This window comes from Corynebacterium hansenii (assembly GCF_030408795.1).
Classification (GTDB): domain Bacteria; phylum Actinomycetota; class Actinomycetes; order Mycobacteriales; family Mycobacteriaceae; genus Corynebacterium; species Corynebacterium hansenii.
In genome coordinates, this window is sequence record NZ_CP047211.1 from 417,501 (window position 1) to 432,448 (window position 14,948).

A 14,948-nucleotide genomic window follows, 5' to 3' on the forward strand; every position below is an offset into this window, starting at 1 on the left:
CGCGACGCCGGCGGCAACGGGAATCGGCGAAGCACGGCAATGCCGGCCGAGGGCGAAAAGCCCTGGTGGAGCTTCATGGTTCGTTTGGCGATGGTGCTCGTCTCCGTCGGGCTGTTGGTCATCGGGGGAGTGCATTTCCTGAACGCGATGTTCGCGAATGGGGACGGGGGAAAGACGCTGGCAAAACTGGAACGGCAAGCGTCGGCCGAATTGCCGGGCGTCGACGTCCGCTTTCGCGAATCCACCGAGAAACCGCGGATCATCAAGCTGGAGGCTGCGGCCAATGTGGGGTCGGTCGACGAGGTGATGAGCATCCATCGGGGCGCCGTCGCCCTGGCCGCGACGGCCGGCGACGCCGATTGGAAGTTCGGGTCGGAGATCACGGTGCACATGGCACGACCCGGGGATCAGCTTGGCCTGACATTCGGCGACCGCACCGACCCCGGCGAGCTCAAGGGGATTCTCGAGGACGAACGTGCGTGGGTTTTCGATCAAATTGCGCTGGGCGAGCGCCCGCACCCGGTGCGCTTCACGGGGCCATCATGCAGGCGGGCGGACATGCGGTGCTTCACGGATCGCGCGACCGCCGCGGCCGGCATCGAGGAGGCCGGGTACCGGACCCCCATCTCACGGGAGACCATCACGGGCGGGCACATCGCCATCGAAATTCCGGTCCACGATGCGCCGCTGTTGGAACGCGAGGCCGAGGTGCGTGGAGACCCGGCTTTCGGAGCCGACCTGCGACGTAACACGACGGTCGTCGTCGAAGTAAGCGGGCAGCGGGATCGGGCGGCTGCAGCGGACGCGGTTCGGTGGTCCGTTCCCGTGGTCGGCAAGATGACCGCCATCGGGTTCGAAGATGACGGTCGCCAACGTCCATTGCGCGTCAAACCGGACCTGAGTACGGGTTACGACGGCACCGTCGTCATCGAGCTCCGCGCCGAAAACACGGGGACCTCGCCTGATGATCACGATCGGGTCGCCGATCGCGTCGAGGCGATGCTGCGGGAGCTGGTGGCCGCAGGTTCCGACGCACCATCGGCCGGCAAGGGAATTCACGTCACGATCCGCGAAGAATATGGATCCGGCCCCACCAGAGTCGTCGTCGGAGGCTGCTCGGACGAACCGGCAGTATCCGATCAGGAGGCGAGGCTGCGGGCGGAATTCGAGAAATGCTGACCGGAATGGGCGACGGTGGGCGTCGGAAAGCGAACCCGCATGAAGGAGGCCGAAGATGACCGTCGATGGTCGGGGACCCGAGCACGCCGCGGGGCAAATGCCGGGCGGACGCGCCGCGAAGGGCGGCGGAACGTCCGCGGGGCGGGTTGCCTGGGGCTGTCTGATCGCGGTCTTCGTCGTGGTGGCACTGGTCATGGCCGCGTTTGCGATCGTGGTGTCCAGCCTGTCGGCGCACGGCGACGGCGGACGCACGCTGCGGAAGCTCGAGGAGCATGCCGCCCGGGAACTGCCGGGCACGAACGTCGAGCTGAGGGAGAGCGTGGGCAAGACCCGCGACATTTCGTTGCGCATCGGCGCCGACGCCGGATCCGTGGACGAGGTCATGGAGATCCACCGCGTCGCCCGTGAGCTGGCGTCGATGGCGGGGGACGCCGAGTGGGGATTCAGGTCGGAAATCTTGGTCCACGTGCGGAAACCCGATTCCGGGCGTGAGCTGGACGTGGCATTCGAAACGTTGACCGACGGTCGCGAACTGCGCGGGCTGCTCGACGACGACCGTGCGTGGACGTTCGAAAAGGCGCGCATCGCCGGAACGCGCCAGTCGATCGAGCTCGATGCCCCCGGCTGCGACCGAGCCGACCGGGTGTGTTTCGAGGCCGCCGCGGACGCTGCCGCGGGGATCGAGGAAGCCCCGTACCGGGCGCGGTCCGGCGAATCGGCGCGGGGCATGGGGCACGTGGACTTGTCGATCCCGGTCCGCGACGCACCCCTGGACGATGGCCGCGAGGAGCGTCCGGAACGGGGGACGCCCGAGGCGAATGCGATGGGGGTGCTCGCGGTGATCGGGGGTCCCGACGATCGGGCGGCCGCCGCCGACTTGATGCGGTGGGCGGGCCGGGCGCTCGGCGGCGCCGCGGCAATCGGCCTGGACGACGACGGGCGGTCGCGGCCCCTGCGGGTCACGCCGAGCATCCGCGCCGGATACCAGGGCGTGCCGTACGTGTGGCTCGACGTGACCAACGTCGGCGACGGGGACCCGGGCGAGGAGGACGCGGCCGTCGCGGCGGCCGCCGAACGCGTGCGGTTGGTGCTGCGCGAATTGGAGGCGACCCGGGCAACCGGCGGCATGGCGGGGACGGAGGTTCCGGTGAGGGTGCGTTACCTCGACCACGGCGGCGACGCCGAGCTGACGCTCGGCGGCTGCACGGGAGAGATGGCCACCCCCGAGGAGGCGGAACTGCGGGCGGAGTTCGAGAAATGCTGAGGCGGCGCGCGCCAACCGCACCCGCACGGGCGAGTGAGCAATACTGGGCGGCATGAACATGCACCGCACCTGGACCGAGATCGTCGCCGCCGACCCCGGCCACTCCCGCAGGTACGCGGAGCGGTGGGCCAACTTCGCGGCGCAGGGACGCGACATCGACGGGGAGGCCCGCCTGATCGACGCGATGGCCCCGCGCGGCGGGCGCATCCTGGACGCCGGCTGCGGTCAGGGCCGCCTCGGCGGTTACCTTGCGCAGCGCGGCCACCGGGTGGTCGGCGTCGACATCGACCCGTACCTGATTTCCGAGGCGCGGAAGGTCCAGCCCGGCGGCACGTGGAAGGTCGGTGACCTGGCCAACCTGGCCGAGGTGCTCGCGGCGGCCGATTCCGACCCCGAAAACGAGGAGGCGGGCGCGCACCCCACCGGCGACTTCGACATCGTGGTGGCCGCGGGCAACGTCCTGACCTTCATCGACCCCGCCGACCGCGGCGCCGTGCTCGCGGGCTTCCGCGACGCGCTCGCCGCCGACGGCCGCGCGGTCATGGGCTTCGGCGCCGGCCGCGGCTGGTCCCACGACGACTTCGAGGCCGACGCCTTCGAGGCCGGCCTGCGCATCACGCATCGCTTTTCGACGTGGGATCTGCTGCCCTTCGACGACCGCGCGAACTTCATCGTCGCCGTCGCCGAACGGGCCTGAGGCGGGCTGGCGGTCACGCCCCGGAAGTCGGGAACGCCGCGCACCGGGGATCACCGCTCATTACGCAGCGCCCCCTTCACGCAAACCCACCCCGAATGCGCCAACCCACCCGCTGCAACGGGTGGGTTGGCGCATTCGGGGTGGGTTAGCTGCCGGGTCCGGCGAGGTGGCCGCTATACGGCGGGCTGCTCGGCGGTGACTTCTTCGGCCGCGGGCTGCTCCGCGGGGGCTTCCTCCGCGGGCTGCTCGGCGGGGGCCTCTTCCGCGGCGGGCTGCTCGGCGGCGGCTTCCACGGCGGATTCCTCCGCGGCCGCGGGCTCCCCTTCGGTCGGGCCCCCTTCGGTCGGCTCGTCGTCAGCCGAAGCGCCGTCCTCGACCGCGAAGTCCCGGACGGTGTCGATCAGCTCGCGCAGACGGACCGAGTGCTCCACGTCGCCGATGTCGCGGCACCGCTCGCGCAGGGCCTCCAGTTCGGAGATGGCGGCGCCGGCGCTGACCACCGCTGCGGCCATCGACGCCGCGAGCGAGCTGATCTCGCCGGTCAACCCCATCGAGGGCACGCCCTTGCTCCACGCCACCGCGACCTGCTGGGGGATGCGCATGATCTCGACCACCCGGTCGATGTGCTCGGCGACGTCGGCGGCGCGCTCGCGGTGCAGGCGCGTCTGATCGTCCATGGCCGACACCTCCTCGTGGAGGACGCCGCACAGCGGGCGGATGGCCTTGGCCGCGTGGTGCGATTCGGCGCCGCCGGCGGCGACCTCCGCCACGAAGGACGCCAGCTCGGTGGTCTGCAGGCGGGCCAGCGCGACCTGGAAGCGCGTCTCGGCGCCCAGGGCGGTGAAGTCCTCCAGGGAATCGAGCAGCGAGCCCGTGTACCGGGCGGCGATGCCGCGCATCTGCGACCACACGCGCACCGGCATCATGTCGGCGACGTGGGTCGGGTCGTCCTTGAGGGTGTCCTCCAGCCGATCGGTGATGGTGGCGGCGGTGTCCATGTCGTGCCGGATCTTGCGGCCGCAGCGCTTGAGCGAGCGCGCCAGGTCGACGATGTCGTCCTGCGCGGCCATCGACGCATCGAGTTCGCCGAAGATCTCGCGGACCGCCGCGTCGACCTCCGCGAGGCGGCCATCGCACTCCGGCACGTCGGGAAGCCCGGCGCCCGCGGCCTCGCGCGCCGCGACCTCGGCGGGCAGGACCTCGCGCTGGAACTCCGCGTAGTCGGCGAAACCGGCCTCGTTCAGCATCTCGGCGAGGGCCTCCGCGCCGACGGCGGCGACGTCGCGGCCGCCCGCGCCCTCTTCCGCCGCGCTGCTCTCGCGCTCGCGGATCTGCCGGTAGAGCGAATCGGCCATCTCGGCGACGTCCTCGCACATCGGGCGGGTGCGCACCGAGAGATAGCCCGAGCCGGGCATCGGCGTCACCGTGGCGAACACGGTGTAGGCGCTGCCGTCGGACGCGAGATTGCGCACGTACCCGGCGAACGGGGTCTTGGCCTGCAGGCGATCCCACATGACCCGGAAGGTGCCCCGCGGCATGTCCGGGTGGCGGATGACGTTGTGGGGCGCGCCGATCAGTTCCTCGCGCGGATGGCGCGACAAGTCGATGAAGACGTCGTTGGCGGCGGTGATCACGCCGCGGTCGTCCGTCGTGGAGAAGAAGATCTGGTCGACGCCGACCTCATGAACGGCGCCGGTGGGGGAGGCTTGATGCACGTGCGATCCTCGCTGGTCGGGTATGGGCCGGACGACGGGGAAATGAGGCCGGCTGTGAGACGTACTGTGGGACGTATAGGTCGAGATTGTAAACCCCGGGAAAGTGGGCCGCGAAATTCCCGGACACCCGGTCCCGCCCCGCCGATTCCCCCCCGGGGCCGGTCGCCGGGTTGAGGCGGGATTTGGCCTCAACCGGCGCGCATGCCATAATTTTCGGGTTGCGGGTGGCCGAAGGAGCCGATCCGCCGGGCACTGGCGCGCATGGCGCGGCCTCCGCCCCGGCACGGCCCGGACCACCCCGCAGCCGAATCAGACCGCGTGCGCCCGGGACGGAAATCCGGCGCACACAGCAATCCAGGTCAAGGAGAACCGTAGTGATTCAGCAGGAATCGCGTCTGCGGGTCGCCGACAACACCGGTGCCAGGGAAATCCTGTGCATCCGCGTGCTCGGCGGCTCCACCCGACGCTTCGCCGGCATCGGCGATGTCATCGTGGCCACCGTCAAGGAGGCCGCCCCGGGCGGCAACGTCAAGGCCGGCGAGATCGTCCGCGCCGTCGTCGTCCGCGCGAAGAAGGAGACCCGTCGCCCGGACGGCTCCTACATTTCGTTCGACGAGAACGCCGCCGTCCTGATCAAGGCCGACAACGAGCCGCGCGGCACCCGCATCTTCGGCCCGGTCGCGCGTGAGCTTCGCGACAAGAAGTTCATGAAGATCGTGTCGCTCGCACCGGAGGTGATTTAAGTGAAGATCCGCAAGGGCGATACCGTCCTGGTCATCTCGGGTCCGGACAAGGGCGCGCAGGGCGAGGTCATCGAGGCCTACCCGACGCGCGACAAGGTCCTGGTCTCGGGCGTCAACAAGATCAAGAAGCACGTCGCGAACTCCGCTCCGGAGCGTGGCGCCTCGTCCGGTGGCATCGTCACCCAGGAGGCCCCGATCCACGTGTCGAACGTCATGCTCGTCGATGAAGAGGGCACCCCGACCCGCGTCGGCTACCGCTTCGATGAGGACGGCAACAAGGTTCGCATCTCCCGTCGCACCGGGAAGGACATCTAAGCATGAGCGAGAACTACACCCCCCGCCTCAAGGAGCGCTACCGCTCCGAGATCCGCGAGAACCTGCAGAAGGAATTCTCCTTCGACAACGTCATGCAGATTCCGGGCGTCACCAAGGTCGTCGTGAACATGGGCGTCGGCGAGGCCGCCCGCGACTCGAAGCAGATCAACGGCGCGCTGAACGACCTGACCCTGATCACGGGCCAGAAGCCGGAGCTGCGCCGCGCCAAGAAGTCGATCGCCAACTTCAAGCTGCGCGAGGGCATGCCCATCGGCGCCCGCGTCACGCTGCGCGGCGACCGCATGTGGGAGTTCCTGGACCGTCTGCTGACGGTGGCGCTGCCGCGAATCCGCGACTTCCGCGGCCTGTCGGACAAGCAGTTCGACGGCCACGGCAACTACACCTTCGGTCTCTCGGAGCAGTCCATGTTCTACGAGATCGACATCGACAAGATGGACCGCCCCCGCGGCATGGACATCACCGTCGTGACCACCGCCACGAACAATGACGAGGGTCGCGCCCTGCTGCGCGAGCTCGGCTTCCCGTTCAAGACCGCCCAGCACAAGGATTAATCCGGTTTCGGCCGTCTTTCCGGCCGATTCGTGCCGTGCAGTGGCGCGGTGACCCCCGCTTCCCCTCCGGGAAGCGGGGGTTTCGCCGTTAACCGGGCGTTCCGGTGCCCCGGATGGGGCGCTTCCGGGGGCCTTCCCGGGGCTTGCTTTGCGACGGTTCGGCGGGGGAAACCGCACCGCAGAGCCGTTAGCCGGCCCGCGAACGGGTGAATTGCATCGATGATGCATCCCCGAATTCGGGTGTGCCTTTAGGTAGTGAGTGAGATCACATTTGAGTGTCGATCTTGGCGCGAAATCGGCCGTTGGGCGACCCATGGCCGGGAAATGGGCGCCGATCGGCCCCTCCGGGAATCCCGTCAACCTGCGGTTTGTAACAAACCGGTCACGAACGTCGGGAGACACGGTAACGTGAGGGTCCCTGGGTACCCGATGAATTTGCGGTAAGAACCGCAGGCCCACGACTTGACACCGCCACAGAGAAACGGCACGGTTTCCACTCATGAAGAAGTCTTTCACCACCAAGGTCCGCTCCGCGGCCATCGCCGCCGTCACGGTTCTGGGCCTCGGCCTGGGTGCCGCCGGCGCCGCCGCCCAGCCCGCCCTTCCCCCGATGCCCGCCACCCCGGGTCTGCCGAACGTCAACTCCGCTCCGGGCACCGGCGCGAAGCAGGTCGTCACCTTCGGCGACTCCTTCACCGCCAACGCCGGCAAGTCCGGCCCGCGCGGCCTCGAGCCGGGCCAGACCCCGATCGTGGCCAACTGCGCCACCGACATGGAGAACTGGCCGAAGATCGCCGCCAAGGAGGCCGGCAAGTCCCTCGGCGACTGGTCCTGCAACGGCATGGGCGGCGCCCCGGTCATCCAGCTGGTCGGCTACGTCGAGGCCGCCATCATGCACGGCGACATCGGGCCGGGCACCCAGGACGTCGTCTTCATGTACGGCGGCATGGACGCCCTCATGTGGGCCGACGTCGCCGGCGTCATGCAGAGCCAGGGCCAGCTGAACGCCACCGCGTACCAGCAGGAGCTGACCCACGTCGCCAACCGCATCCGCGAGGTTGCGCCGGGCGTCCGCATCCACCTGGCCTCCTACCCGGAGTACGCCACCAACGACCAGCTGTGCCTGGTCAACGTTCCGGGCCAGACCTTCCCGATCCCGGCCCCGGGCGCGACTCAGGTCCAGGAGTCCTTCCGCAACACCATCGCCATGGCCGCCCGCAACATCGGCGCCAACTTCATCGACGTCTACCAGCAGACGATCGGCCACGGCACCTGCAACCCGGTCGACCACGAGCGTTGGGTCGCCGGCTTCCAGGACCCGAACATGGGCCCGATGACGAACCACCCGACCATCGACGGCCAGTACGCGATGGCCCGCTTCATCGCCCCGCACATCCGCTAAGTTCCGACTTCTTCGCGATCTCCCCGTCCGGGGCGCCCACATGGGCGCCCGGGCGGGGTTTCCGCGTTTCGCGGGGCGAAAGGCGATTTGGGTGCGGGGCCCGCGGGCTGGTAGGTTCGAACGGTCCGCTCCATGGACGCGCATTCCGCCATGCCATCGGCACGGCGCCGCGCTCCCGAGCAGGATTGCCAAGCACACACTTTGCTGAAGGCCCCCCGCCCCGACTGCAGCGTCCCGGGCGTATCGGGTGGCGAGCCAACCGGGCTACTGAACCCGGCTGGCGCCAGTTGCCCCGAAAATCGCGTGGATCACGTGATGGGGTGGGAAGGAACCGCAGCGAGAAAGGAATGCGGTCACTCACCATGACCATGACTGATCCCATCGCCGACATGCTGTCGCGCGTGCGCAACGCGAACAACGCGTACCACGACACCGTCTCGATGCCCTCGTCCAAGCTCAAGGCGAACATCGCCGGAATCCTCAAGCAGGAGGGCTACATCGAGGACTTCACCGTCGAGGACGCCAAGGTCGGCAAGACCCTGACCCTGAACCTCAAGTACGGCCCCTCCCGTGAGCGTTCGATCGCCGGCGTCCGCCGCGTGTCGAAGCCGGGTCTGCGCGTGTACGCGAAGTCCACCAACCTGCCGAAGGTCCTCGGCGGCCTGGGCGTGGCCATCATCTCCACGTCCCAGGGCCTGCTGACCGACCGTCAGGCCACCGAGAAGAAGGTGGGCGGGGAAGTCCTCGCCTACGTCTGGTAAGGGGGATATCGAACAATGTCGCGCATCGGCAAGAACCCCATCGCCGTCCCGAACGGCGTCACCGCCACGATCGAGGGCCAGGACGTCACCGTCAAGGGCCCGAAGGGCGAGCTGTCCGTCACCATCCCGGCGCCGATCACCGTCGCCCAGGAAGATGGCCAGATCGTCGTCGCCCGCCCGGACGACAACCGCAAGAACCGCTCCCTCCACGGTCTGTCCCGCTCGCTGATCGACAACATGGTCGTCGGCGTCACGCAGGGCTACACCATCAAGATGGAGATCTTCGGCGTGGGCTACCGCGTCCAGAAGAAGGGCAAGGACCTCGAGTTCGCCCTGGGCTACTCCCACCCGGTCCTCATCGAGGCCCCCGAGGGCATCACCTTCGACGTGGACGGCAACACCAAGCTGTCCATCGCGGGCATCGACAAGCAGCAGGTCGGACAGATCGCCGCCAACATCCGTCGTCTGCGGAAGGACGACCCCTACAAGGGCAAGGGCATCCGCTACGAGGGCGAGCAGATCCGTCGCAAGGTCGGAAAGACGGGTAAGTAATGAGCAACAACAACGAAAAGCGCCTCCCGGTCGGCAAGGACATCTCGACGCGTCGCCGCGTCGCCCGCGCTCGCCGCCACGCGCGCCTGCGCAAGAACATCCGCGGCACCGCCGAGACCCCGCGTCTCGTGGTCCACCGCTCCTCGCGCCACATGACCGCCCAGATCATCGACGACTCCATCGGCCGCACCCTGGCCTCGGCGTCGACCCTGGACGCGGACATCCGCGCCATCGAGGGCGACAAGAAGGCCCGCAGCGCCAAGGTCGGCGAGGTCCTCGCCGCCCGCGCCAAGGACGCCGGCATCGACTCGGTCGTCTTCGACCGCGGCGGATACCAGTACCACGGCCGCGTGGCCGCGCTGGCCGAAGCCGCCCGCGAAGGTGGCCTGAAGTTCTAATGATGCAGACCAATCAGTTCTACGGAAGGAACGCGTGATGCCGGGACGTGAACGGCGTGACGGCGGACGTGGCTCCGCCGACAACCAGAACAACAACAACCGCCGCGACGATCGTCGCGACGGCGGCCGCGGCGGCCGCGACAACCGTCGCCAGCAGGACGAGCGCAACCAGTACCTGGAGCGCGTCGTCACCATCAACCGCGTGTCCAAGGTCGTGAAGGGCGGTCGTCGCTTCAGCTTCACCGCTCTCGTGATCGTCGGCGACGGCGAGGGCAACGTGGGCGTCGGCTACGGCAAGGCGAAGGAGGTGCCGGCAGCGATCCAGAAGGGCGCCGAGGAGGCCCGCAAGAACTTCTTCCGCGTCCCGATGATCGCCGGCACCATCACCCACCCGGTTCAGGGCGAGGCCGCCGCCGGCGTCGTCATGCTCCGCCCGGCCGCCCCGGGTACCGGCGTCATCGCCGGTGGCGCGGTTCGCCCGGTGCTCGAGTGCGCCGGCATCCAGGATGTGCTGTCGAAGTCCCTGGGCTCCGACAACGCCATCAACGTCGTCCACGCCACCGTGGACGCCCTCAAGCAGCTGGTGCGCCCCGAAGAGGTCGCCGCTCGCCGCGGCAAGACCCTCGAAGAGGTCGCCCCGGCCGGTATGCTGCGCGCCCGCGCGGGACAGGGAGCGTGATTGACATGGCTCTGAAGATCACCCAGCTCCGCGGCACCGCGGGCACCAAGCAGAACCAGAAGGACTCGCTGCGCACCCTCGGCCTCAAGCGCCGGCACCAGTCCGTGGTCCGTCCGGATACCCCGGAGGTCCGCGGCCTGATCAACGCCGTGCGTCACATGGTCGAGGTCGAAGAAGTGGCGGGGGAGTAGGTAAATCATGACTGATCCCATCAAGCTCCACGACCTGGCTCCGGCCCCGGGCGCCAAGAAGGACAAGACCCGCGTCGGTCGCGGCGAGGCGTCCAAGGGCAAGACCGCCGGTCGCGGCACCAAGGGCACCAAGGCCCGCAAGCAGGTTTCGGCGGCGTTCGAGGGCGGCCAGATGCCGCTGCACATGCGCCTGCCGAAGCTGAAGGGCTTCAAGAACCCGGCGAAGGTGACCTTCCAGGTCGTCAACGTCTCGGATCTGGCCCGTCTCTTCCCGGAGGGCGGCGACGTCACCGTCGCCGACCTGGTCGCCAAGGGCGCCGTGCGCGCCAAGCAGCCGGTGAAGATCCTGGGCAACGGTGACATCGACGTCAAGGTCAACGTCACCGCCGACAAGTTCTCGGGCTCCGCGAAGTCCAAGATCGAGGCCGCGGGCGGCACCGTCACCGAGGCGTAAAACGCTTCGGGGGCGCGATCCGCATCGCGCGACCCCACGAGGACCGCGGGTCCGGCTTCGGCCGGCCCGCGGTTTTCGCGTCGGCGCCCCTTCCCCGTTCCCCGGGGAAGGGGCGTTTCGGCGTTCCAGGGGGAGCCCCGGCGCCGTTATCTTGCCGTGATGAGACCGGAAACCAACGGCGCTGCTAGACTCACAGAGTCCAATTACGTCCACTATCAGTTCGCCCGCGACCGAGGGCGCCCCGCCACAACCGGGGCCGCCCACGAACCACGGCCCAACTGCCCGAACGCCTCGAAGCGGCGGGCACGGGACGTCGTCAAGCGGGTTCAGGAGGATGCACGTGCCTTCCGGTTTCCTGGCGGCCCTGCGCGACCCCGATCTGCGGAAGAAGATCCTGTTCACCCTGGGCATGATCGTTCTGTACCGCGTCGGCGCGCAGATCCCCACCCCGGGCGTCGACTACCAGACGGTGGCGGCACGCCTTGAGCAGATCACGCAGGACCAGTCCAGCGTCTACTCGCTCATCAACTTGTTCTCGGGCGGCGCACTGCTGCAGATGTCGATCTTCGGCATCGGCATCATGCCGTACATCACCGCGTCGATCATCGTGCAGCTGCTGACGGTGGTGATCCCGCACTTCGAGCAGCTGAAGAAGGAAGGCCAATCCGGCCAGGCCAAGATGACGCAGTACACGCGCTATCTGACGGTCGCCCTCGCCCTGCTGCAGTCCGCCGGCATCGTCGCCATGGCCGACCGCGGCGCGCTGCTCGGCGGCAACCAGTCGCTGCTGATCCAGGGCGCCGGCCTGTTCGACATGGTCGTCATGGTCCTGGTGCTCACCTCGGGCGCCGTGCTGGTGATGTGGATCGGCGAGCTGATCACCGACCGCGGCGTCGGCAACGGCATGTCGCTGCTGATCTTCGCCGGCATCGCCGCGCAGATGCCCGCCGAGGGCGCCGGCATCCTGCAGTCCGCCGGCGGCCTGGTGTTCGCCACCGTGATCGCCGCCGTCCTGGTGCTCATCATCGGCGTCATCTTCATCGAGCAGGGCCAGCGCCGCATCCCGGTGCAGTACGCCAAGCGCATGGTCGGCCGCCGCCAGTACGGCGGTTCGTCCACCTACCTGCCGCTGAAGGTCAACCAGGCCGGCGTCATCCCGGTCATCTTCGCGTCGTCGCTGATCTACGTGCCGGTGCTGATCACCCAGATCGTGCAGTCCGGCCAGAAGAACCCGTCGCAGGACAACTGGTGGCAGCGCAACGTCATCCAGTACCTGCTGTCGCCGTCCAGCTGGCAGTACATCGTGCTGTTCTTCGCCCTGATCGTGTTCTTCTCGTACTTCTACACCTCGGTGCAGTACGACCCGAACGACCAGGCCGACAACATGAAGAAGTACGGCGGCTTCATCCCGGGCTTCCGCCCCGGACGCCCCACCGCCGAGTACCTGGGCTACGTGATCACCCGCCTGCTGGCCGTCGGCTCGCTGTACCTGGCGCTCATCGCGGTGCTGCCGAATTTCATGCTCGATCTGGGCATCGGAAGCAACCAGGGCGGCATGAGCGGCGGTATGTTCGGTGGTACGGCTCTGCTGATTCTCGTGTCCGTCGCGCTGACGACGGTGAAGCAGATCGAGAGCCAGCTCATGCAACGAAACTATGAAGGGTTCCTGAAGTAATGCGACTCGTTCTCCTTGGTCCCCCCGGTGCCGGCAAGGGCACCCAGGCCGCCATTCTCTCCGAGAAGCTCGGCGTCCCCCACATCTCGACCGGTGATCTGTTCCGGGCGAACATCGGCGAGGGCACCCCGCTGGGCCTCGAGGCGAAGTCCTACATGGACGCCGGGAACCTGGTCCCCGACGACGTGACGGTCCGCATGGTGGAGTCCCGCCTGGAGGAGGACGACGCCAAGGCCGGTTTCCTCCTCGACGGTTTCCCCCGCACGGTCCCGCAGGCCGATGAGCTCGAGCGCATCCTGAAGGGCCTTGGCCTGGAGCTGGACGGCGTCGTGCAGTTCGACGTGTCCGAGGACGTCGTGGTGGAGCGCATGCTCGCCCGCGGCCGCGCCGACGACACCGAGGACGTCATCCGAAACCGCATGCACGTCTACGAGCGCGAGACCGCGCCGCTGCTGGACCACTACGCGGACAAGGTCGTCAAGATCAAGGCCGAGGGCACGGTCGAGGAGATCAACGCCGCCGCCATGGCGGAGCTGGACAAGCTCCAGAAGTAACCCCGCGCTTTCCCCGCGGGCCCGGTTCCCGGGTCCGCTTCACGACGGGCCGGCGTCACCGCATCATCCGCATGTCCGCGGGTGCCGCGGTGGCCCCGGCCCGTCTTCTCGTGCGCCGGGAGTAGTGTTGCCCACCGTGATCAGATTCCGACGCAATCGCCCGTCCATCCCCGCCAAGACCCCCGCGGAACTCGACGCCATGCAGGCGGCCGGCGAAATCGTCGGCCGCGCGCTGGCGGCGGTGCGGGACGCCGCGATGCCGGGCGCCACGACGCAGGACCTCAACGACGTCGCCCATGAGGTCATCACCTCCGCCGGCGCCGTGCCGTCGTTCCTGGGGTACGAGGGTTTCCCCGCCTCGGTGTGCGCGTCGGTCAACGAGGTCATCGTCCACGGCATCCCCTCGCGCGAGCGGGTGCTCGCGGAAGGCGACCTCGTGTCCATCGATTGCGGCGCGATCCTGGACGGCTGGCACGGCGATTCGGCTCTCACGTTCGGCGTCGGCAAGCTGCGCGAGGACTGGGAGAAGCTCAACGTGGCCACCTCCGAGGTGCTCGAAGCCGGGATCGCGGCGATGGTGCCCGGCGCCCGCCTGACCGACGTCTCGCATGCGCTGGAGCAGGCGACGCGGGCGGCGGAGGTGCGGCACGGCATCGAGCTCGGCATCGTCGACGGGTACGGCGGCCACGGCATCGGCCGCGAGATGCACATGGAGCCCTTCCTGGCCAACGAGGGCAAACCCGGCAAGGGCCCGCTGATCCAGGAGGGCTCCGTGCTGGCCATCGAGCCGATGCTCATCCTCGGCGGGGAGTGGGGCTCGGATGAGCTCGACGACGGGTGGACGGTGGTGACAGCCGACGGGCAGCCGGCGTCGCACTGGGAGCACACGGTGGCCGCGACGGCCGACGGGCCGCGCATTCTGACGCCGCGGCCGTGAGCCGGGGGAGAGGGGACGCGGGATGAACGGCAATCCGTGGTGGCTGGCCATCGCCGTCGACGCGCGCGGCGGGGTCGCCGGCGCGACGTGCATCGAGGAGTCGGACCCCTGGCGCGTGGCCGGGGAGTCGGTCGGCGAGATCGTGGCGGAGGCGCTGCGCAAGCACGGCGGCATGAAGCCCGTCGCCGCGACGCTCGTGCACCCGCGGTGGATGGGCGCGGACACGCTCGGGGAGGCGCTGCGGGACATCGACCGGGCCGGCGTTCCCGAACGGCTGGTTCGCGCCACCGCCGATGCCGAGGTGCTCATGGCGTCGAAGACGTCGACCGTTTCCGACATGGTGCGCGATGGGCTGGATCCCGGGGCCCGGGGGCGGCTGGTCATCGTCGATGCCTCATCCGGGCGCGTCTACGGGGTGGACGGTGCCGCATCGCCGGTCGGTGAGGGCTCCGACGTGGCAGCCAATGACGTCGCCGACGCCGCCGATGTCGCCGCCGAAGTATCTGCGCGGCTGCGGGAGCACGGCGGAGCCGGCGCCGACGTGGCGCTCGTCGGCCTGCCCCGCGACACCCGGGCCATGGGCGAAGCGCTGGCCTCCGTGGTCGCCGAGCCGACGCGATATTCGCTGCTCGACCTCGCCCGCGGCGCGCTCGCGCCCGAGTCGATCCGCACCGAGCGCCACCGTGCCGCACCGAACTCGCGGTCCGCGATGGTGCGGGGGAAACGGCCCGGCCGAACCGGCGTCCTCGGCGGCCTTCGGAAGCTCTTCGGCCGCGGGTGAATCCCGGGCGGACCGGGGTGCGGGAAAACGCGTTGCCTGAAGTATTCTCAGGATCATGCTCCGCACCCGGGTGCGGCCG

Annotated in this window: 18 protein-coding genes; 17 read left to right on the top strand and 1 reads right to left on the bottom strand. The window is 69.0% G+C overall.

Annotated elements, in window-relative coordinates; all coding sequences use genetic code 11:
• The first annotated feature begins 39 nt into the window (after window positions 1-39).
• Genes CHAN_RS01880 through CHAN_RS01890 form a run of 3 tightly spaced genes read left to right on the top strand, consistent with a single transcriptional unit; the run spans window position 40 to window position 3,140 of the window.
• The gene (locus CHAN_RS01880; RefSeq protein WP_290291171.1) at window positions 40-1,179 is read left to right on the top strand and encodes a hypothetical protein; all 1,140 of its coding nucleotides are present in this window, start codon (window positions 40-42) and stop codon (window positions 1,177-1,179) included.
• Between the two features lie 55 nt (window positions 1,180-1,234).
• Window positions 1,235-2,443: a hypothetical protein gene (locus tag CHAN_RS01885; protein ID WP_290291173.1), complete on the top strand. Its 1,209-nt coding sequence runs from the start codon at window positions 1,235-1,237 to the stop codon at window positions 2,441-2,443.
• A gap of 58 nt (window positions 2,444-2,501) precedes the next feature.
• Window positions 2,502-3,140, top strand: coding sequence for a class I SAM-dependent methyltransferase (locus CHAN_RS01890; RefSeq protein ID WP_048740260.1), 639 nt, complete (start codon window positions 2,502-2,504; stop codon window positions 3,138-3,140).
• A gap of 173 nt (window positions 3,141-3,313) precedes the next feature.
• On the opposite strand, the gene CHAN_RS01895 is transcribed toward CHAN_RS01890, so the two are convergent.
• On the bottom strand, window positions 3,314-4,855 hold the full coding sequence (locus CHAN_RS01895; protein ID WP_290291175.1) for a PAS domain-containing protein: 1,542 nt from the start codon (window positions 4,853-4,855) through the stop codon (window positions 3,314-3,316).
• Between the two features lie 374 nt (window positions 4,856-5,229).
• Between CHAN_RS01895 and rplN the strand changes: the two genes are divergently transcribed.
• The 14 genes from rplN to CHAN_RS01965 all read left to right on the top strand — a co-directional run bounded on the left by rplN (window position 5,230) and on the right by CHAN_RS01965 (window position 14,869).
• Window positions 5,230-5,598: a 50S ribosomal protein L14 gene (gene rplN, locus CHAN_RS01900; protein WP_048740101.1), complete on the top strand. Its 369-nt coding sequence runs from the start codon at window positions 5,230-5,232 to the stop codon at window positions 5,596-5,598.
• A complete protein-coding gene (gene rplX / locus CHAN_RS01905) occupies window positions 5,599-5,913 on the top strand; it encodes a 50S ribosomal protein L24 (RefSeq protein WP_048740102.1) in 315 nt (104 codons plus the stop codon).
• A 2-nt stretch (window positions 5,914-5,915) separates the two neighbouring features.
• Complete coding sequence (gene rplE / locus CHAN_RS01910) at window positions 5,916-6,485, top strand: 50S ribosomal protein L5 (protein ID WP_048740103.1); 570 nt, start codon at window positions 5,916-5,918, stop codon at window positions 6,483-6,485.
• Window positions 6,486-6,984: 499 nt separating this feature from the next.
• Window positions 6,985-7,887, top strand: a complete 903-nt coding sequence (locus tag CHAN_RS01915) for a GDSL-type esterase/lipase family protein (RefSeq protein ID WP_290291179.1) — start codon at window positions 6,985-6,987, stop codon at window positions 7,885-7,887.
• Window positions 7,888-8,249: 362 nt separating this feature from the next.
• A complete protein-coding gene (gene rpsH, locus CHAN_RS01920; protein ID WP_048740105.1) occupies window positions 8,250-8,648 on the top strand; it encodes a 30S ribosomal protein S8 in 399 nt (132 codons plus the stop codon).
• A gap of 15 nt (window positions 8,649-8,663) precedes the next feature.
• Window positions 8,664-9,200: a 50S ribosomal protein L6 gene (gene rplF, locus CHAN_RS01925; protein WP_048740106.1), complete on the top strand. Its 537-nt coding sequence runs from the start codon at window positions 8,664-8,666 to the stop codon at window positions 9,198-9,200.
• On the top strand, window positions 9,200-9,598 hold the full coding sequence (rplR, locus tag CHAN_RS01930; RefSeq protein ID WP_048740107.1) for a 50S ribosomal protein L18: 399 nt from the start codon (window positions 9,200-9,202) through the stop codon (window positions 9,596-9,598). Before rplF ends, rplR begins: the two co-directional genes overlap by 1 nt.
• Window positions 9,599-9,635: 37 nt before the next feature.
• The gene (rpsE, locus tag CHAN_RS01935; RefSeq protein ID WP_048740108.1) at window positions 9,636-10,277 is read left to right on the top strand and encodes a 30S ribosomal protein S5; all 642 of its coding nucleotides are present in this window, start codon (window positions 9,636-9,638) and stop codon (window positions 10,275-10,277) included.
• A gap of 5 nt (window positions 10,278-10,282) precedes the next feature.
• Window positions 10,283-10,468: a 50S ribosomal protein L30 gene (rpmD, locus tag CHAN_RS01940; RefSeq protein ID WP_035121291.1), complete on the top strand. Its 186-nt coding sequence runs from the start codon at window positions 10,283-10,285 to the stop codon at window positions 10,466-10,468.
• A 7-nt stretch (window positions 10,469-10,475) separates the two neighbouring features.
• On the top strand, window positions 10,476-10,922 hold the full coding sequence (gene rplO / locus CHAN_RS01945; RefSeq protein ID WP_048740109.1) for a 50S ribosomal protein L15: 447 nt from the start codon (window positions 10,476-10,478) through the stop codon (window positions 10,920-10,922).
• Between the two features lie 334 nt (window positions 10,923-11,256).
• On the top strand, window positions 11,257-12,597 hold the full coding sequence (gene secY, locus CHAN_RS01950; protein WP_048740110.1) for a preprotein translocase subunit SecY: 1,341 nt from the start codon (window positions 11,257-11,259) through the stop codon (window positions 12,595-12,597).
• The gene (locus CHAN_RS01955; protein ID WP_048740111.1) at window positions 12,597-13,151 is read left to right on the top strand and encodes an adenylate kinase; all 555 of its coding nucleotides are present in this window, start codon (window positions 12,597-12,599) and stop codon (window positions 13,149-13,151) included. The genes secY and CHAN_RS01955 overlap by 1 nt, the downstream gene beginning before the upstream one ends.
• Before the next feature lie 136 nt (window positions 13,152-13,287).
• Window positions 13,288-14,088 carry a type I methionyl aminopeptidase gene (gene map, locus CHAN_RS01960; RefSeq protein WP_377748384.1) on the top strand — a complete coding sequence of 267 codons (801 nt, stop codon included), beginning with the start codon at window positions 13,288-13,290 and terminating at the stop codon, window positions 14,086-14,088.
• Window positions 14,089-14,110: 22 nt separating this feature from the next.
• Window positions 14,111-14,869 (top strand): hypothetical protein, encoded by a 759-nt coding sequence (locus tag CHAN_RS01965; RefSeq protein ID WP_290291187.1) that lies wholly within the window; start codon window positions 14,111-14,113, stop codon window positions 14,867-14,869.
• Window positions 14,870-14,948 lie beyond the last annotated feature (79 nt).